The sequence below is a fragment of the Lysinibacillus sp. FSL R5-0849 genome, assembly GCF_038595075.1.
GTDB lineage: Bacteria > Bacillota > Bacilli > Bacillales_A > Planococcaceae > Lysinibacillus > Lysinibacillus fusiformis.
The window spans coordinates 2,480,319-2,500,178 of record NZ_CP152004.1; the positions used below are offsets into that span (position 1 = coordinate 2,480,319).

Annotated in this window: 20 protein-coding genes and 1 riboswitch; of the genes, 6 read left to right on the plus strand and 14 right to left on the minus strand. The window is 39.8% G+C overall.

Features of this window, described 5'->3' with window-relative positions; translation table 11 throughout:
• Positions 1-105: 105 nt before the first annotated feature.
• From MKY80_RS12085 to MKY80_RS12100, 4 genes are read left to right on the plus strand one after another with little or no spacing between them, the layout of a single operon-like run.
• Complete coding sequence (locus MKY80_RS12085; protein ID WP_008178750.1) at positions 106-1,650, plus strand: spore germination protein; 1,545 nt, start codon at positions 106-108, stop codon at positions 1,648-1,650.
• A gap of 27 nt (positions 1,651-1,677) precedes the next feature.
• Positions 1,678-2,877, plus strand: a complete 1,200-nt coding sequence (locus MKY80_RS12090) for a Ger(x)C family spore germination protein (protein WP_089987195.1) — start codon at positions 1,678-1,680, stop codon at positions 2,875-2,877.
• Between the two features lie 4 nt (positions 2,878-2,881).
• The gene (locus MKY80_RS12095) at positions 2,882-3,115 is read left to right on the plus strand and encodes a hypothetical protein (protein WP_008178745.1); all 234 of its coding nucleotides are present in this window, start codon (positions 2,882-2,884) and stop codon (positions 3,113-3,115) included.
• A gap of 33 nt (positions 3,116-3,148) precedes the next feature.
• Entirely contained in the window at positions 3,149-4,675 is a 1,527-nt protein-coding gene (locus MKY80_RS12100; protein ID WP_342529420.1) for an endospore germination permease, read from the plus strand.
• 55 nt (positions 4,676-4,730) lie between these two features.
• Here MKY80_RS12100 and metA read toward each other — a convergent pair whose 3' ends face one another.
• A complete protein-coding gene (gene metA, locus MKY80_RS12105; protein WP_036227305.1) occupies positions 4,731-5,666 on the minus strand; it encodes a homoserine O-succinyltransferase in 936 nt (311 codons plus the stop codon).
• Between the two features lie 98 nt (positions 5,667-5,764).
• Positions 5,765-5,874: riboswitch (SAM riboswitch) on the minus strand.
• Between the two features lie 202 nt (positions 5,875-6,076).
• Between metA and MKY80_RS12110 the strand changes: the two genes are divergently transcribed.
• A complete protein-coding gene (locus MKY80_RS12110) occupies positions 6,077-6,448 on the plus strand; it encodes a nucleotide excision repair endonuclease (RefSeq protein ID WP_008178740.1) in 372 nt (123 codons plus the stop codon).
• A gap of 47 nt (positions 6,449-6,495) precedes the next feature.
• On the opposite strand, the gene MKY80_RS12115 is transcribed toward MKY80_RS12110, so the two are convergent.
• Entirely contained in the window at positions 6,496-6,879 is a 384-nt protein-coding gene (locus tag MKY80_RS12115; protein WP_253734802.1) for a hypothetical protein, read from the minus strand.
• Positions 6,880-6,900: 21 nt separating this feature from the next.
• On the minus strand, positions 6,901-7,683 hold the full coding sequence (locus tag MKY80_RS12120; RefSeq protein ID WP_089987196.1) for a TrmB family transcriptional regulator: 783 nt from the start codon (positions 7,681-7,683) through the stop codon (positions 6,901-6,903).
• Positions 7,684-7,809: 126 nt separating this feature from the next.
• Here MKY80_RS12120 and MKY80_RS12125 point away from each other — a divergent pair, with 126 nt between their 5' ends.
• Positions 7,810-8,580 (plus strand): TSUP family transporter, encoded by a 771-nt coding sequence (locus MKY80_RS12125; RefSeq protein ID WP_090002692.1) that lies wholly within the window; start codon positions 7,810-7,812, stop codon positions 8,578-8,580.
• 44 nt (positions 8,581-8,624) lie between these two features.
• Here the strand turns inward: MKY80_RS12125 and panF are convergent, their stop codons facing one another.
• From panF to MKY80_RS12180, 11 genes are all read right to left on the minus strand, one after another.
• Complete coding sequence (gene panF / locus MKY80_RS12130) at positions 8,625-10,070, minus strand: sodium/pantothenate symporter (protein ID WP_089987197.1); 1,446 nt, start codon at positions 10,068-10,070, stop codon at positions 8,625-8,627.
• The gene (locus tag MKY80_RS12135; protein WP_008178730.1) at positions 10,070-10,333 is read right to left on the minus strand and encodes a YhdT family protein; all 264 of its coding nucleotides are present in this window, start codon (positions 10,331-10,333) and stop codon (positions 10,070-10,072) included. Before MKY80_RS12135 ends, panF begins: the two co-directional genes overlap by 1 nt.
• A 321-nt stretch (positions 10,334-10,654) precedes the next feature.
• Positions 10,655-12,133 carry an AMP-binding protein gene (locus MKY80_RS12140; RefSeq protein ID WP_089987198.1) on the minus strand — a complete coding sequence of 493 codons (1,479 nt, stop codon included), beginning with the start codon at positions 12,131-12,133 and terminating at the stop codon, positions 10,655-10,657.
• 15 nt (positions 12,134-12,148) lie between these two features.
• Positions 12,149-12,880 carry a 3-oxoacyl-ACP reductase FabG gene (gene fabG / locus MKY80_RS12145; protein ID WP_090002693.1) on the minus strand — a complete coding sequence of 244 codons (732 nt, stop codon included), beginning with the start codon at positions 12,878-12,880 and terminating at the stop codon, positions 12,149-12,151.
• On the minus strand, positions 12,864-13,775 hold the full coding sequence (locus MKY80_RS12150) for an alpha/beta hydrolase (protein ID WP_090002694.1): 912 nt from the start codon (positions 13,773-13,775) through the stop codon (positions 12,864-12,866). Before MKY80_RS12150 ends, fabG begins: the two co-directional genes overlap by 17 nt.
• Positions 13,776-13,787: 12 nt before the next feature.
• Positions 13,788-14,792, minus strand: coding sequence for a 3-oxoacyl-ACP synthase (locus MKY80_RS12155; RefSeq protein ID WP_090002695.1), 1,005 nt, complete (start codon positions 14,790-14,792; stop codon positions 13,788-13,790).
• Positions 14,789-15,805, minus strand: a complete 1,017-nt coding sequence (locus MKY80_RS12160) for a branched-chain amino acid ABC transporter permease (protein WP_008178720.1) — start codon at positions 15,803-15,805, stop codon at positions 14,789-14,791. Before MKY80_RS12160 ends, MKY80_RS12155 begins: the two co-directional genes overlap by 4 nt.
• Positions 15,802-16,674 (minus strand): branched-chain amino acid ABC transporter permease, encoded by an 873-nt coding sequence (locus MKY80_RS12165; protein ID WP_342529434.1) that lies wholly within the window; start codon positions 16,672-16,674, stop codon positions 15,802-15,804. The genes MKY80_RS12160 and MKY80_RS12165 overlap by 4 nt, the downstream gene beginning before the upstream one ends.
• A gap of 15 nt (positions 16,675-16,689) precedes the next feature.
• Positions 16,690-17,397: an ABC transporter ATP-binding protein gene (locus tag MKY80_RS12170; protein ID WP_342529435.1), complete on the minus strand. Its 708-nt coding sequence runs from the start codon at positions 17,395-17,397 to the stop codon at positions 16,690-16,692.
• A complete protein-coding gene (locus tag MKY80_RS12175) occupies positions 17,372-18,148 on the minus strand; it encodes an ABC transporter ATP-binding protein (protein ID WP_342529438.1) in 777 nt (258 codons plus the stop codon). The genes MKY80_RS12170 and MKY80_RS12175 overlap by 26 nt, the downstream gene beginning before the upstream one ends.
• Before the next feature lie 59 nt (positions 18,149-18,207).
• Positions 18,208-19,446: a substrate-binding domain-containing protein gene (locus MKY80_RS12180; protein ID WP_342529440.1), complete on the minus strand. Its 1,239-nt coding sequence runs from the start codon at positions 19,444-19,446 to the stop codon at positions 18,208-18,210.
• Positions 19,447-19,860: the final 414 nt, after the last annotated feature.

Sequence of the window (19,860 nt, forward strand, 5' to 3'; positions counted from 1 at the left end):
TTTATTTGAAAAATAGTAGCTAGAATTTCATTCCTTTTTTCGTTTATCTCCGCACAAAGTTGTCCATTCTATATATAGTGAACATCCATTTGAGGAGGAAAACCCATGTCCATATCAAACAAGATCGATCCCTCCCCATCCCTTACAACGGACGATTTATTAAATACTTCCCTTGCCAAAAATATAAAAGTCATTCAAAACACTCTCGGTCATAGCAATGACATCATTATACGAGAAATTACCATTGGTGAAGCTGAACCCCATCGACTGGCCATTATTTCCATTGATGGCTTATCCGATAAAACGATGATTTCGGATTCAGTGATTGATAAATTAATGGCGAATATTGAGGAAGAACAAGAAATTGAAATTACTACCATTAATCAATATGTGCGAAGTTCCTATTTAACTGTTGGTGATGTGATGAATATCGAAAATTTCACATCATTGTATTATGCCATCCTTAATGGTGAAACCGTCATTTTATTAGACGGCTTTGCTGAAGGCATTGTAACAAGTACGAAAAGTGCAAAGGATAGAGCTGTCACAGAGCCCTCAACCGAATCCGTTATTAGAGGACCTCGAGAGTCCTTTACTGAAACTTTGCGTACGAATACCGCGCTCATTCGACGAAAAATAAAAAGTCCAAATCTTTGGATTAAGTCTCGAGTCATCGGTGAAGTGACACAAACAGATGTCGCCGTGATGTATATACATGGTATCGCCAGTGACAAAATTGTTGCGGAGGTGTTAGCGCGGTTAGATCGCATTAATATCGATGGCATTTTAGAAAGTGGCTATATTGAGGATTTTATTCAAGATTCTAAAAATACCATGTTTCCAACCATTTACAACTCAGAACGGCCAGATGTTATTGCTGGTGAATTATTAGATGGGAAAGTGGCGATTCTAGTAGATGGTACCCCCTTTGTATTAGTGGTGCCTGCATTATTTACTTCCTTTTTGCAATCAGCAGAAGACTACTATCAACATTGGATGATTAGTTCCCTCATTCGTATTTTACGTTTCTTTGGTATTAGTTTGGCATTGGTAGCACCATCTCTCTATGTTGCGATTACGACGTTTCATCAAGAAATGCTACCGACGGCCATGCTAATTAGTATCGCCTCACAACGAGAAGGCGTGCCCTTCCCTGCCGTAGTGGAAGCACTTATTATGGAGCTTGCCTTTGAGATACTACGAGAGGCAGGGCTTCGAATGCCGCGAACAATCGGTCCAGCTGTGTCCATCGTAGGTACGCTGGTAATTGGCCAGGCAGCGGTAGATGCCGGTGTTGTCTCGGCTGTAATGGTTATAATAGTGGCATTAACGGCCATTTGTAGTTTTTTATTCCCTGCTTATGGTTTGTCCAATACGATTCGTGTACTGCGCTTTCCATTAATGATCTTAGCTGCTATGTTTGGTCTTTTTGGAGTTATGTTTGGCATTATTATCATTATTCTTCATTTATGCAGCATTCGTTCATTTGGTGTACCGTATTTAAGCCCGTTTGCTCCTTTAATTTTACAGGATCAAAAAGATGCATTTTTATTGCTTCCTCGTAGACGTTTATTAACACGTCCACGTTTAGTCAATCAGAAAAACGTTGTTAGAGGGCATAAATATGTCCCAAGAACAGGTCGGAAATAAAACTACTGAACAAATGAGGAATAAAATATGGCAAAAGTAAAAGTAATCTGCTTACTATGCATCCTCACTTTACTGTTAAGTGGTTGCTGGAGTAAGCGTGAATTAAATGAATTAGCCATTGTTGTAGCGCTTGGTATAGACAAAGTAGATGATGAGTATGAGATTACCGTTCAAATAGTTGATCCTAGTGAGGTTTCCATGCGACAAGCTTCCACTCAGCGCTCCCCTGTTGTCAGCTATCATTCTAGAGGGGAAACAATTTTTGAGGCCATCCGCAAAATGACTACCATTGCTGCACGGAAGCCATATTTTGCCCATCTACAGGTAGTCGTTTTAGGTGAAGATCTCGCTAAAGATGGAATCAGTGATTCATTAGATTTAATTGCACGAGACCATGAGTTTAGAAAGGATTTCGATGTCATCATGTCTTATGAGGCTACAGCTAAGGAAGTGTTAAATGTTCTCACACCTATCGAAAAAGTTCCTGCTAATAAAATCTTAAACTCCCTCAAAGTTTCTGAAAAAGTTTGGGGCTCTACTATTGCTATTAATATAGACGAATTGGTCACAAGGCTCAGTGAAAAGGACAATGGGGCTTTGATTTCTGCGATTGAAGTTCATGGGGATAAACGGTTAGGGGCCGATCAAACAAACGTCCAACGTGTTAAAACACCTGTGTTGTTAAAATATGCAGGATTGGCCATCTTTAAAGGAGATCAATACATTGGTTTACTTTCAGAGGGAGAAAGTAAAAGTATTAGTTTTCTCAGTGACAAAATACAAAGTACGATTGAAATCGTCACCTGTCCAAAGCAAGGTACACTCTCAACTGAGATTACGAAATCCTCCACAAAAGTAAAGGGATCATTTAAGAATGGGAAACCGCAAATTGATGTCCAAATAAATGTGGAACAAAATGTAGGAGAGGTCGAATGTGATATCAATCTAACGAAAAATAAAACGGTGGATTATATCAATAAAAAAACAGCACAGGGCATCGATGAACGTATTGAAAAAACATTAGAAAAAATTCAACAGCAATACCAAGTGGATGTTTTAGGCTATGGTGATGCCCTACATCGTGCAGATGCTAAACAATGGAAAAAAATCAAAAACGATTGGCCAAATATCTTTCCTGATCTACCAATCCATGTTCATGTAAAAGTGACAACACAAGGTTTAGGCACAATGCAAAACTCATTATTAAAAAAGCCAAAGGAGGGATAGTGGATTGGTACTAGCAATAGCCATCTTAATCATTTCAATCATTATTGCGATACTATATATCCCGAAACTCAAAAAGCAACAAGAGACCAAAACCATTCTTGTTTTTTCAATCCTATTACTAATTGGAACAGCGCTTAATATGGGCATTGCTCTCAAAATAAATATCCCGAGTCCTCTAGATTTTATAACCTTTATTTTTACACCAATTAAAGATTTTATCGTTTCACTCACAAAATAGTAGACACATCGTCATGAATTGGAGGACACTTATATGGAAAAAGAAGTAATTAGTTCAAGACAATTTACAATTATCACATTCCTCCTTTCTATCGGTACTGCCATCTTAATCATCCCTTCAAGTATTGCAAGCTCTAGTAAGCAAGATGCGTGGATTGCTGCAAGTATTGGTGTTGTCCTTAGTTTGCTTGTTGTGAAATTATTTGTGACGTTAGGGGACCAAACACCGACACTGAATTTTATTGAAGCAAATGAAAAACTTCTCGGTCGCTTTTTTGGAAAAATCACAGTGGTGGGCTTCCTTTCTCTTACCCTATTTGCGGGAGGAGAATTACTGTATTTTATTGGTGCTTTTATGAAAACAGAGGTAATGCCAGAGACGCCTACTATGGCATTTGCCTTGTTGTTTATTATTATAATTATGTATGCTACCTATTTAGGGATAGAAAACTTTGCTCGTTCAGCAGAAATACTTTTCCCTATGTTTGTCTTAATTTTTATTTTCTTTGTTGTAAGTATCACCCCACAAATTAAGTTTGAAAATATACAACCGATTATGGAAGCATCCAAAACATCCATCTTATATAGTATCATCCGCTTTGTAAGTGTCTTTTCTTTTTCGTTAGTTATGTTATTAATGATTTACCCTGCTAGTGTCAATGTCCAGCAATCCTCAAAGAAAGGATTTTACATAGGCATGCTTCTCGGTGGATTTGTTCTAGTAACATTGATTACTCTATCTATTTTAGTATTAGGGCCAGCCAACACGGCTTCGCGAACTTTCCCTAGTTATGCCCTAGCACAAAGAATCTCTATCGGAAATTTTTTACAGCGCATTGAAATTATCATGGCTTTTATGTGGATCGTATCCATTTTTATTCGAACGTTTATGTACTTCTATACAACTGTTGTCGGGATTGCACAAATTATGAAATTGAAGGATCACCGTCCACTTATCCTACCAATGGGTATTATTATGGTCGGACTTTCGCAAATTGTTCACCCAGACATCGTCCATTCCAACATTTATAATGATGAGATTTGGCCAATTTATGCATTTGTTTGCACCATATTATTACCCATACTTCTACTCATTGTAGCTGTTATTCGTAACCGAAAATCACAAGGTAATTCGACTGAAATGGGTCATGCGGATTCTAATCAAGGCAATCAGACGAAACCTGATAATATGGATTCCAATCAGGAGAATCAGACGAAACCTGATAATATGAATTCCAATCAGGAGAATCAGGCGATACCTGATAATAAGGATTCCCATCAGGAGAATCAAGCTAAACCTGCTACTATGGATTCCAATCAAGATAATCAGACTAACGATGCTAATACAGATAGCACTCAAGACAATCAGGCGAAACCAGATAATACAGTTTCCAATCAGGAAAAAACAGATAATCCAGTCTCTACTAAAGACAATCAAGATAAATCTGCTATGTCGAATTCCAGCCAAGTGACTCAGCCTGAAGCGGGCAACGCTACATCCAAACAGGACGACCAGGCGCCACCAGATAAAACGAGTTCTGACAAGAAAAATCTAGAATAACAAAGTCTAATTCCTTCAAGCTGCTTAGCGAAGAAATTAGACTTTTTAGTGTTATTTAAATATGATATTCAATTTCGTCCACAAAATCCCATTCATATGGTGTCTCTTGGTATACGTAGTAGTTCAACCAGTTGGAGAACAATAAATGCGTATGGGCACGCCATGTATTCATCGGTGCCTTTGCTGGATCATCATTTGGGAAGTAGTTTACTGGAACGTCTATATGGATGCCCTTGGCAACATCGCGACTGTATTCATCGGCTAATGTTGTCGCATCATATTCTAAATGACCAGTAATCATAATGTTTTTATTATCTTTGGATTGCACGATAAATACACCTGCATCCTCTGAATAGGATAATAAGCGTAAGTCTGGATGATTGCGAACCTCGTCAATCGAGACAGATGTATAGCGAGAATGAGGGGCTGTAAATAAATCACTAAAGCCTCGTACTAAATCTACTGTTAAATCAGTAATCACATGAGAATAAACGCCGGAGCATTTAGCAGAAAGCTCGACCTTTCCAATCCCATAATGATGATATAAAGCAGCCTGTGCCCCCCAACATATATGTAGCACGGATGTCACATTCTTTTTTGACCAATCCATAATTTCAGCAATTTCCTGCCAATAGTTAACCTCTTCAAATGGCATTTTTTCTACTGGCGCACCCGTAATGATCATACCATCATAGCGTCGATGACGAATTTGGTTAAACGTTGTGTAGAATAATTGTAAATGAGACTTACTGACATTTTTAGATTCATGAGTAGCTGTGTTTAAAAAAGTAATATTCACCTGTAATGGTGTATTTCCTAGTAATCGTAGTAATTGTAGCTCAGTTTTTTCTTTTTCAGGCATCAAATTTAAGATTAATATATTTAATGGACGTATTTGCTGTGTTCTCGCACGGTCCTCTTCCATTACGAAGATTTTTTCCTCACGTAAATGTTCTCCAGCAGGTAAATTTTTCGGAATATTAATTGGCATCTTGCGTTCCCCTCTCTTTTTTTGCTCCTTTTTCTAAAAATTAAAAAATCCTCCACATTCCATATGAGATAGAATGAGAAGGATTTTTTTCACGTTCACTCTTATCTCTCAAAGGAAAAACCTTTGCTGGAATTAGCACCTTTCTAACATTTGTTAGAGGTTGCTGAAGCGTCATCGGGCCAAATCCCTCTGCTTCTCTTGATAAGATTATTTAATTATCTTGAATTGTAACATGGACTAGTTAGAATATCAATAATTCATAGAATATTTTGTTATTCCTATGCATGTTCTCCAATCATTTGATAAACACTAAGCTTGCTGTATATGGTTATTCTACATGAAATTTTATGGTAAACATGCCGCTATTATGTTACCATATATCTTTAGTAATAGAGAGGAACGTGAATACTTTGATTAATATTGAATTTCCAAAACCAGATGTAGTCATTCGCCAACGCGAACAAGATGTAAAACCAGGTGATGTCCCAATTACACCATACTTTGGTTTCATCGACTTCCACAAAATCACACGTGATAAAGGCGGCATTTTCTTATTCTATAATGAAAAGAATGAGCTATTATTTGTCGGCAAAGCACGTAAAATTCGTCAACGCATTAAAAAACATTTTGAAGACAATGTATCTCCGTTGAAAAACTATCGTGACGAGGTCTTCAAAATTGAAGTCTATGAAGTAGAAGATCCTATGGAACGTGAAATTTATGAAACATATGCGATTAATACGTTCCGCTCCAAATACAATGTAGATAAAGTATTTTATTAATATCAACAAAAACCGAAATCTCTTTTTTAGGGATTTCGGTTTTTTTATTACATCATAGTCATGCGATCTATCGCCATGCTTTTGCCGTTAATATATAGCTCAATAATCGTCAGCTCCGGGTTTTTATTGATGGCATAGACATACGGTTGAGCTTCTTTCTTTTGCTCGCTTCCTTCCTTGAAATGAATGACTAACCGATCTTCATTTGCTGCCACACTTGCTAGCACATTTCCTTTCGAAAACATGACAAGATAGTACGTCATGTCATCTTCATACAATAACTGAATTCTTTCTTGAGCTATAATATGCTGTTGGATATGGTCAGGAACGATGGTTAGCTCCTGAATCTTAGGTGGAACTAGCAGCGGTGCAGAATCACATCCGCCAATCCATAATACATAAAACAATACTGGCAACATCCATTTTTTCAAGATGCTCCCCTTCCCTTATAGCTACTCTAAGAAAAATGCTTTACGTTCTTTAGCAATCCAGTCCTCAAGCTCTTTATCATCACGCTTCACTAGTCGATTGATAAGAACATCATGCCAAACATAATCCTCTAATAAATAAATATGCACAGGATCATTCGTTATAAAAGCGGTTTCCTGGTTTGACGGCGAGTGACCATAAATCATTTCTTGTCCATCAACCGATAAAATAAACCAATGGGGTGTAGAAGTCTTTCTCGTATAGTGTGTGGCTCTGTGCTGATCGATAGATGCCAGATGCTCCCCGACATATAAGGTAATGCCATGCACCTCCACATGCTGTGATACCCCTTCGATATCCTCGCGTAAGGCATCGTACATATCTTCCCACATCGATAGGATGACTTTTGTCTCTGCTTTTTTTAATAAGGTTTGACAATAATTGATGATTGTCTGCTTCCCTTTTAGCATTAACACTTTAGGTTCCGTTTCTTGTTCTTTCGTTTCTAGTTTTTCTAATTGATCACTAATCGACGTAAAATTCGATTGCCAGCGCTGTTGAACTTGCTGCAAAAACATCTCGACAGGAATGGAAGAATAAGTCGTTTGATCCGCCGTTTCCTCTTTCAGTACGAATCCCTTCTCAACAAGACCATTTAATATGTCATAGATTCTAGCTCTTGGTATCCCAGAGTTTTTGCTAACTTGGTAGGCACTGACATGACTATTTTGTACGAGTGCTGTATAGGCCTTTGCCTCATATTCTGTCAATCCCAGTTCTTTTAATTGGGCGATTAATTCATTCATATCATCCCTCCATATTTTTATTATAGGCTACTGTTGTGAACATTTGCCAATGAAAAAATTAGGCTTTACAGCATCGAATAAATTAGTTACTATTTCAGTAGTAACTAATAAAGAAGAGGTGTAAGCATGGTTTTTGATGTGGATGTACATATTTTAATACTATTGATTTCCTTTGGATTTTTGGCAGCATTTATCGATTCTGTCGTTGGAGGTGGTGGTTTAATTTCCTTACCAGCCTTATTGTTTGTTGGCTTAAATCCCGCCGCTGCAGTAGCAACCAATAAATTAGCTGGCACGATGGGCTCACTCACATCGTCCATTTCCTTTTACCGTTCTGGTCAGCTTGAAATTCGATCTGTCCTGAAATATTTCCCTCTCGCCTTCATTGGATCATTATGTGGTGCTTGGACTGTTCATTTAATTAACCCAGCCCTATTAAAACCATTAATGCTTATCATGCTGGCGGCTGTTGGGATATATACGATCTTTAAAAAGGATTGGGGCGCTGTCTCAACGGTTAAAAATCTATCTAAAACGCACTTATTTTTATTTATGATGCTATTATTTGCTATTGGGTTTTATGACGGGTTTCTTGGTCCTGGAACGGGCTCTTTTTTAATCTTTAGCTTCTTGCTTGTTGGCTTTGATTTTTTAAAGGCGGCAGGAAATGCGAAATTTTTAAATTTAGCAAGTAATGTGGCAGGTGTTTGTATGTTTGCTTACTTAGGTCAAATCCATTATGTATATGGTTTAGTTATGGGGGTTGCTCAAATTGGTGGGGCTATGCTTGGCTCTCGTATGGCCATTCAAAAAGGAAGCGGCTTTGTCCGTACGCTTTTTATCATTGTGACGATGACGCTCCTTGCAAAAAATGCCTACGATTATATGATTCATTAAATAAAAACAACGCCACAGTCAAAAATCTGCGGCGTTGTTTTACATTATATGAGGAAATGCTCGTCCTTAAATTTATGACTAGTAGCAAGACTGACGATTACAAAAATAATGAAGGAAGCTATAATAGGAATCGTAACGGTATGCATACCGAAAGCGGTCGGATAGAACCGGTCAATGAAAATATACAAAGCCATACCTGAAATCATTGACGAAATGGCGCCATATTTATTTGCTTTCCTCCAGTATAATCCGAGAACTACCGTCCAAATAAAGACTGCCTCAAGTCCACCAAATGCAAATAAATTTAACCACACTAATAAATCAGGTGGATGGAGTGCAAAGAGGACAACCGCTAAGCCAATGACCGTTGTTACTATAAAACTGGCACGCTTAATCTCTGCATCGCTTGCCTTTGGCTTCATGTAATTTAAATAGATGTCTTTGACAACCGTTGAGCTTACTAGCATGAGCAGTGCATTGACAGTAGACATGGTAGCGGCCATTGGTGCTGCTAAGACAATCCCTGCTAAAAATGGCGGCAGTACCTTCAATGTTAAGAGTGGCATGACTTTATCACCAATATCGATGCCCGGTAGGACAGGTCGTGCTAACACACCAATTAGATGCATCCCAAACATGATCGTCCCGATGGCAATCGTGCCTATAATGATCGCTAAGTGCATACTTTTAGAATCCTTATAACTCATCGCACGCACGGCGATTTGCGGAAGACCGACCACCCCCACACCAATTAATATCCAAAATGTTGAAACATACAGAGGTGTTAAATCCCCTTCTGCTCCAAATGGAGATACGAAATTGGGATTCTCTGCGACCAGCGAGGTCATAATTTTATCGATGCCTCCACCTGCAATAATAGTACCGATTAATAAAATGACAGTTCCGATAACCATGATGGAGCCCTGTACAGTATCCGTTAAAGCAACTGCTCGGAAGCCACCAATAATAACATACACTAAAACTGAAATCGCAAATATAAACAGTGCCGCCGTATAATGTAAGCCTGTTAAAGACTCAATTAAACGGGCTCCTCCTACCCACTGCGCCATCATCGCTGAAAATAAAAAGACAATAATACTAATAGCAGACAGAATGACAATGACATGGCTTTTATAGCGTTCTCGTAAAAAGTCGATAAGCGTAATAGCTTGGTAACGACGAGCAATAATCGCAAATTTTTTCCCTAAAATCATCAGGACAAAATAGCCAGCAGGTAGCTGTGCCATGGCAAGTAGCACCCAGCCCAGCCCTTTCGTATAAGCTACTCCTGGCCCTCCGATAAAGCTACTCGCACTACCATATGTAGCTATCATTGTCATCGCTAGGATAAATCCACCCATTTCTCGACCACCAAGGAAATACTCCTGTAGAAACGAGTTAGAAGAGCGGACATGTTTATTGGCCCACAAACCAATTCCAAAAATAATAATTAAAAATAATAGCAATGGAAATACAACTTGCCAATGCATTAGCGCTCCTCCCCCTCATCTTCAAATGGAACCTCTTTAAAGAAGAGCTTCATAACGATCCAGATGAGCAGGATCATAAAGCCTGTCCCTGCGATACAGCTATAGAAAAACCAAGCAGGAAAACCCAAAACATACGAATAATTTGCGGGATCCCCTGCACCTAGTCCATAAGCAAAGCCAAACCAAATCGCAAAGTTGACAAGGACTAATCCAATTCCAATAAGCGCCTCTCGATGCGCAATTTTAAAGCGTTGATCTTTCACAAGACAATCCCCCTAACCTACTCTATTTTACTGATATGTTGGTCTGATGGGAAGAGATGTGAAAAAATAAGCGGTAACAAGAACTAAACAACGATAAACAGAGGTTCTTGCACGATTACCAGTCTTAAAAGCGCAATAACCTTCGCCTATTACATGAGACGAAGGTTATATGCAAAGTCAATTTTTATTGGAGCTTTTCCCAAACTTAAAATGTTCCAACGCTAAAGAATTGTGCATGTTGAATAAAAATAATAGGTTCTCCTTGTAATGACGCTATTTTTGATGGCTCTGTCGATTCCGATAATAGAAACACGAGCACTTTTATTCACATGGCGTAGCATCTACAAGCATATGCAAAGCCTTTTTATCGATTTTACCGACGCTTGTTTTCGGTAATTCCTCTAAGAAAAGGATTTGTTTAGGGATTTTAAACCTACCTAGCTGTTGATGACACAGGTCGTGGAGTTCATCTAAAATGGTCGCTACTTGATTGTGACAGACAATGAAAGCTGTCACGACCTCTCCCCAATAGTCGTCTGCTATGCCAATTACGGCAACCTCCTGTACATCAGGATGCTGTAATATACACTGTTCGACTTCCTGAGGATAAACATTTTCACCACCAGAGATGATCATTTCTTTTCTACGTCCAACAATAAAGAAATCGCCATCCTCATCCATCATAGCTAGATCGCCCGTTTTTAACCAACCATCTTGCATAATACTGGCCGTTTCCTCCTTGTTATTCCAATAGAAACGAAACATATGCTTGCCTTTTACTAATAGCTCCCCCACTTCACGAGGTGCACAATTATGTCCAGTCGGTTTGATGATTTTAGCTTCAATGAATTGCATGCTTTTCCCAACGGCTCCTTTTTTGGCATAGGCATCCTCGCGAGCAATGAAAAAGTTATTAGGTCCTGCCTCCGTCAAGCCGTAGCCCTCTTTAAAAAATAACCCTTTCCTATAAAATGCATCGTAAATTGGATGAGGACATGGGGCACCACCTGATAAAAATACTTTCATCGAAGGAAATTGATTTTCCTGAAAATATTTCGAGGCAATCATTGCTTGATACATCGTTGGGACAAAAAGTGAGATTGTTGTTTCATATTGGTTTGTAGCTCGCAGTGCTGCCTCCGCTTCGAATTTATCACCAATAATAACAGTCCCACCAGCCATCAGTAAGGGGATACAAAGCGCATTTAAGCCACCTGTATGAAACATGGGCATATAATTTAAAGTACGATCTTTGTCGTGCAAACCCCAGCTAATAATTGTATTCATGGCATTCCAATTGACTGACTCAAAGGATAACACGACCCCCTTTGGCCGACCTGTTGTCCCCCCTGTATAAATCATGAGCCAGGGATCATCTACTTCCATAGTTTGCTTATTAACGCTCCCTTTTTTCTGTTGCTGGATACTATGCAGCGAAAACATTTTGTCTAACACGATTGGACAAGTATCCTCCTCTTCAAACAAGAGGATTGAAGGGGTAGCATCCTCCAAAATTTGGGCTAGTTCCTCCTTACTCAAACGCCAATTTAACGGCACATAAATAAGTCCGCGCAGCCCACAGGCAAAGAGAACAGCAAAAAGTTGAATATGATTTTTGGCAAAAACTGCGACTCTACTTCCCTTCAATAGCTGCTGACCCTGGAAAAATTGACACCATTTACTGATTTCCTCACTTAATTGCTGATACGTCCATTGCTCTGCTGTAGCTAGATTAATCAATGCAATGTGGTGAGGTGTTAATGCAGCTCGCTTTAAAATCCACTCGTGCTCAACAAACATGTAGAAAACCTCCCGTCACATCATAATGGCGCCATCCACATGAAGCGTATGACCATGGACGTAGGAGGCTTCATCAGATGCTAAAAACAAGTAAGCATTAGCAATATCGCGAGGTGTGCCTAAACGCTGCAATGGGACGATCGATCGCATTTGAGCAAGGATATTTTCAGGCATTTTCTTTACCATATCGGTTTCTGTAAAGCCAGGAGCAACCGCATTGACATTAATCCCTTTCCGCCCTAATTCCTTTGCCCATGTTTTAGTCATTCCTACAATCGCCGCTTTTGTGGCTGCATAATTCGTTTGACCAACATTGCCATAGACACCACTTACAGAGGATGTATTAATAATTTTGCCGCTCTCAGCCGCAACCATATGGGGAATGACTTCCTGTGTACAGTGAAAAACACCTGTCAAATTGACATCTAACACTTGTTGAAATTGATCCTCCGTCATCTTAGTTAGCATGGCGTCTCTTGTAATCCCTGCATTATTCACTAGAATATCGATACATCCTACTTGCTCAATGACGGTTGCCACTAATTGTTTTACGCTCTCCCGATTCGCTACATCCACTTGTATAAATGTCGCCTTTTCACCTAAATGTTGTGCTACAGCATTCCCCTCATCGTTATCATAGTCAGCAATAAAAACCACTGCCCCTTCTTCGATAAAACGCTCAGCAGCCGCATAGCCAATACCATTGGCGGCACCTGTAATAATGGCGACTTTATTGTTTAAGCGCATAATTTCTCCCTCCAATTTCTAAAAAGGTTTCAATTTCAGCTGTCAGCTGTGCGACATCATCCACTAATGGAGAGTGCCCACAATCTTTTAAGCCCACAAATTGAGCCTGCTTGCCCAGATCCTGAAGCAATTCTGCATTCATTTTTTCCGTAATGACTAAATCACGATCTCCTCTTAATACTAAAATGGGAATAGTAAGAAGTAGGGCTTCGTGTGTCCCTTTAGCCACCTCATGATCAACTACACTTATATTAAAAGTATTCAGTGCATGATAAACTTCCGCTAAATTTCGCTGTGTCAGCATATCCTCAACATATTCTTCATATTTTTCCTTGCTCGGCTGGTGATGGGTATAAATTAAAGAATTCCACAGTGACTGTAAGCCTTCTCTATTTTTCGTATGATAGAAGCCCTGTATAAGCTTCGTTTTCGATGTATCCACAAGTACCTCTTCATAGCTATACGCTCTCTTAAATGAGGCAGGATTGCCCGTTCCTAAATCCGTGTAAAATGGATAGCCACGTGTGGAAGCAGATGCTAGTAAAATCAGTCGTTGACAATAGCCTGGATAATTGGCGGCAAACTGTAGACAGACTGCTCCACCCGTTGACCAGCCAATCATATCAAAGGTTTGTAATTGCAAAGCATCCACAAATAATTTGACATCCCCACTAAAATCTCTGATGGACGAAATAGGCTGATGGTAGGAAGATCCACCAAAACCTCGTAAATCAATCGCATAAATCGTAAATTTTTCATCTAAAGCATCCATTAGTAAGTCCCAATGCTTAGAGGAGGTCATATTCCCATGAACCAGCACTAAAGGATGCCCTCCACCCGAACGTTTTCGATAGGCAATCGTTTCCCCATTTGCTAACTGAACCGTTTTTAACATTGCACTTCCCCCTTATCCCCAACGTATTGTAATAGCCCCCCATACATAGCCAATGCCTGCACTAACCAATGTAACAATATCGCCAGCTTGTATTCGATTTTGTTCTAAGGCAAGCTGTAAGGACAATATTTGATCAATCTGACCAATATGCCCATATTCTTGTAAATAAATAGATTGCTCGGGCTGCAGACCAAGCTCCGTTAAAATATAGTCATGGGCGGATCTTTTCATATGCAGCATCGCTAAATAATGTAACTGCTCTTCCCTATATCCACTTTTCAATAAAGAGCTACGAATGACCTTCAAAAAGTTGCTTAAAGATTTCTGTTCTAACCGTTCTTTCATGCCAATCGGATCTAGAACATCCAACTGATATAAATGTTCTGTTAAATGAGAGGGTGTTAATGGTGTTTTCGTGCCACCAACAGGAACGACGACATCCTCAGAAAAGGTGCCATCTGTCATGATATCCGCCTCTAAAAGCTGGTTTTTTGGATAGTTTTTTTGTAACAGCATAGCGCCTCCACCAGCTGCCAAATTATACATAAAGCGTGTTCGTGGATTGCTATAATTGATAAAATCAACATTGCGATAACCACCAGCGATGAGAATTGTGTTGATCGTGTCGTCTGAGGCCATTAAGCTTTTTGCGACCTTCAGCGCCATAATGGTCGTGCCACAACGTAATTGCACATCAAATGCCCACGCATTGACTGCACCAAGCTCTTCCTGCATTTTGATGGAGGCTGTCCATAAAGGATATTCCTTATGCTCCTCTCCCATATAAATAACAACATCAATATCTTTCGGCTCTATATGTGCTTTTTTAAGGGCATCCTGTGCTGCCCATATCCCCATTTGCACGGTATGATCATGCTCTCCAGGAATCGGTTTTTCATGAATGCCCATTTTTTGACGGATAATATCCTCTGGAATATTGGAAAGATCCGCAATTTCATTGGATGACATTCTGTTTTGTGGTAGATAAATACCTGTACTGACAATCCCTACTGTCATTCAAATCGCTCCTTTTCCTGCGGCAAGGCAACCTGTGTTTTTCTGTTCTTTACTTTTCCTCGCCATTTCCATATGAGCAAGCGAAGTGTACCAATAAGGCCCTTTGGGAAAAAGATCACCGCTAAAATATAAAGAATGCCAAAGAAAATAATCCAACGTTCAAAAATAGGATAATCTCGTGCCAATCCAGATAATGTGTGCTGAGCATATTCAATGACTGCTGACCCTAATAATGGTCCCACTAAAGTGCCGACACCACCAATAATGGTCATTAATAAAGCATCGAGTGTAATATCCATCGTCATTACACTTGTATTAACGAAGCGTAGGGATACGGCATATAAAGAACCTGCGAAGCTCGCAACAATGCCTGCCACAACTGAAGCAATGACTTTATAATGCAAGGTGTTGAAGCCTAATGATTTCGTCCGTTGTTCATTTTCACGAACAGCAATTAAAATTCGACCTGTCGGAGAATTAACGAAGCGATAAAGGGCTAAAAAGATTAAAACTAGGCTCCCGAGTACAAAAAAATAGAACGTCATACGATCTCTAAACATATCTGGTGCTCGAAATGTAAAGCCATCATTGCCGTAAGTAACCGTGCGCCATTTTTCAGCTAGTACTAGAAATAACCCTGAAAAGGCTAATGTCAGCATAGCAAAGAAATGACTTTTCAAACGAAGTGTCAGTAGCCCTACTAAGAAGCTAATGAGTCCTGCTAACAGCATGCCAATCACGATGGAGAGGACAAAAATAACCATAGTATTTTCCATCTGCTTGAGCATAACCGCTGTTGTATAGGCACCAATACCAAAAAACATGGCATGCCCAAACGACACGATTCCTGTATAACCTAGTAAAATATCATAGCTCATTGCTAGTATCCCAAAAATGAAAATTTGCGTTAATAAAATAAGTAATGTCCTTGAATCATTAACAAAAGGAAGGATGAAAAATATCCCAAATAATAGGAAAAATGCGATATGGCGTAAGGCAATTTTTGGCTTCATGATGTTCGCTCCTTTCGCAATGCAAACAGTCCTTGAGGGCGAAAGATTAATACAATTGCCATTAATATCATATTGACTGCAAGTGATAGGACGGGCACATAATAAGCCATAAAGCTACCTGCTAGTCCTACTAAAATAGCCGCCAGCAAGGAGCCGGAAAAACTGCCCATTCCACCAATGACTACCACAATAAAGCCTAAAATAGCGTATTCCATACCCATTTCTGCATAGATTACGCCTGAATAGGGAGCCATCAACATGCCACTTAGTGCTGCAAGTGCCGCACCAATCATGAAAACATATAAAAACACACGTTTAATATGAATACCAAGAGCCTGCGCCATTTCCTTGTCTTGAACGCCTGCCTGAACAATTAAACCAATCTTCGTGCGCTTCAGCATATATTGGAAAATCCCAAAAATCACAAATCCAATGACAATAATAAATAACCGATATTTGATGATAATAACGTCACCAATTTCCCAGCTACCAGCTAAATAACTTGGTGTTTTCACGGCAACACCATTCGGGCCAAAGACTACTTTAATTAGCTCCTGCAAAACAAGCATCAATCCTAACGTTATTAAAATTTGCTGAATATGATTGCTGTAAACAGGTGTGATAATTAATTTTTCTGTGATAAATCCTAGCAATGCCCCCGTTAAAATAGCACCAATAATCCCTACGATGAAACTTTCCGTATACATATAGGTGAAGATTCCCGCATAAGCCCCCCAAACGAATAACCCACCATGCGCGAAATTTAACACATCCATTAAGCCGAAAATTAACGTCAAGCCTGCCGCTAGTAAAAATATCAGCATGCCTGTTGCCAAGCCATTAATGATTAAATTGACAAACAGCTCCATTGATGGTCACCCCCTTTATCCAATGCCCAAATACTTGCGTTTTAGTTCTTCATTATCAATAAGTTCCTGCATATTGCCTGAATGTACAGTTCTGCCATCATCAATTAATGTATAAGTATCACCGATTCGGCTAGCCATCATAAAGTTTTGTTCCACAAGAACAATGGACGTTTTCTTTTTCATTTCCACAATGGCTTCCATCACCTTTTCAACGACTATTGGTGCTAGCCCTTTCGACGGTTCATCAATCAAAATTAACGGACTATCATTGATAAAAGCTCTTGCCATTGACAGCATTTGCTTTTGGCCACCTGATAAATGGCCGCCAGCCTTCTTCCAAAACTTCTTTAAGTCTGGAAAAAGCTCAAGCACATATTGCTGTCGCTCTACCGTCGCTGTATCCTCCTTACGCATCGCTACCTTCATATTCTCCTCTACCGATAAATCAGCAAAAATCCCTTGATTTTCTGGAACATAGCCTATCCCTAATTTGGCCACCTTGTAAGTAGGACTTTTTTTAATAGAGTGGGAGCGAAAGGCGATTTCTCCCTTTGTGGCAGGTGTTAAGCCCATAATCGTTTTCAGCGTTGTCGTTTTACCTGCACCATTCCGACCTAGCAATACTGTCACCTGCCCCTCCTTCGCTTCAAAATTTACGCCCTGTAAGATGTGATATTGTCCGATATGCGTATGAACCTCATTTAGTGTCAGTAAGGTGTTCATCGTACAATCCCCCCAAATATGCATGTTGTACGGTGTCATTATTCATGATTTCCTCAGGTGATCCATCTGCTAATAATTGACCATTAAACAACACCATTATCGAATCCGATAAATCTAAAATCATATCCATTTTGTGTTCAATAAGCAAAATGGTCTTATTTCCTTGCTGTTTTATTGTGCGAATCACTTCTAAAATGGTTGGTACTTCCTCTAAAGACATGCCAGCAGTTGGTTCATCCAGTAACAGAATTTCCGTATCTAACGCAAGCAGCATAGCAATCTCAAGCTTCCTTTTCTCCCCATGTGAAAGCATCGTTGTAAGGGCGTCGCGTTTATTATCTAGTAACACAAGTGCTAATAGCTCTTCTGCTTTTTCAGTGATCGCCTTATAGCTTTTATAGTGCCGAAATAGCTGATAACGGATTTTCTCCTTGGACTGCACAGCTAAACGAATATTTTCGAAAACCGTTAAGTTTGGAAAAACATTCGTAATTTGAAAGGATCGACCTAAACCCATACGTGTTCTTTCAATGGCCGACTTTTGTGCCAATGATTGCCCCTTAAAATAAACATCACCCGCAGTTGGCTTTAATTCACCACTAATTAAATTAAAGAATGTTGTTTTACCCGCACCATTCGGTCCAATAATGGACTTCAGATGCTTTTCAGGCATTTGAAAATTGACACCATCCACCGCTGTATGCCCACCAAAACGGATTGTTAAATTATCAGTGTGTAATATAGGCTCCATCTCTACTCCCTTCCCTTCTACTAGTTATGTAGAGAGACAGAATTTCTGCCTCCCATATGCTAATTCATAACAGGTGGGGCTGTTTCCTCAGGACTCAGCTCACGAATAAGGACTGGTACTGGGTAATCCACACCTTCTTGATTTTCTAATCGAATGGAATACATAGATTGAAGGGCTTGGTGATCCTCTTCACGGAAGGTCATCGTGCCTTTCGGTGTCTCAAATGACATGCCTTCCATCACATCAATTAGCTTATTGGCATCGGCATCCCCATCCGATTTCTTCAATGCCTCTACAATCGAAATAGCTGCGGACATACCTCCAGGTGTAAATAAATCCGGTACCTCATTGAAACGTTTTTGATGCTCCTCCACTAACCATTTATTCACATCATTTTGAGGTAACGTATGATAGTACACGGAGAAGCCTTCCATACCAACTAATGGATTCATAAATTGAAGCGCAATAATATCAGGCGCACCCGTAGAAATTTTAATGCCTTTTTCTTGAATTTTAAGATCAGCAATTTGATTCCAAGGAGAATTTGCCCCTGCCCATACGACAAATAAATAATCTGGCTTAGCATCCATCACCTTTTGCAGATTCGACGTAAAGTCTGTTGCGGCTGGATCTGCATACTCCTCTAGCACAATTTCTGCTCCCAACTTCTCTGCAGCTGTCTTAAATGCATTCACACCGTCCCAGCCAAATGAATAATCTGGCGCAAACGTTGCAATCTTCACACCATCTCCCGCAATAGCTGCCGCCGCAGCATACGCATCCTGTGATGAATTACGTCCTGTACGGAAAATATATTCATTAAATTCTGACCCTGTAATACTATCTGCTACCGCAGGCTCCACGACCATAATTTTTTCATACTCCTCTGCAAGTGGAAGGACAGCCAACGTATCACCAGAGCTTGACGAACCTACTAGAAAATCAACCTGATCATCCTCTAATAGCTTTGTGGCCTTTTGTACAGCCACCTCAGGCTTCGTCTCCGTATCCTCATAAATAATCTCAATTTTTTTCCCATTGACCTCCATCGTACCCCCAGTGGCATACTCTATCCCTAAATCAAATCCACGCTGCGTTTGTTTTCCATAAGACTCAAGTGCCCCTGTTAACGAAGCAAGCACCCCAATCCTAATCGTTTCCCCTTCCGCCGTAACAGCCTTCGTCTCACCATCAGTAGTATCTGCATCCGCAGCCTCTTCCTTCGTATCTTTTTCGCTACAAGCCACCAACAACACAGCTACCATCACTAAAAGAAACCAAAACCAATGCTTCCTCATCCCATATCCCCCTTCAAAATTCTCTCCAAAGAAAGCGCTTTCGTTGCTATGACCTCACTATATAAAAGACCAGTTACAAATTAGTTACAAAAAATGATCCGGCCAAGAGGAACGGATCATTTTTCTGTCCCGAAAGTGAAGTGAAACGCAACGGCAGGGACAAAACGGGTTTTAACGAAAAGTGCAGAGTATTTTTCTGTCCCGAAGGTGAAGCATAGCGTAACGGCAGGGACAAAACAGGTTTTTATCTGCACGAAAAGTGCAGAGTATTTTTCTGTCCCGAAAGTGAAGCATAGCGCAACGGCAGGTCAAAACTCACCTCTAAATTAAAAAGCGTGTGAAATTTTACAATCAGTAAAATTTCACACGCTTTGCCGTACAATTACAAGAAAGGGATATCGCTTCTGCCACCCA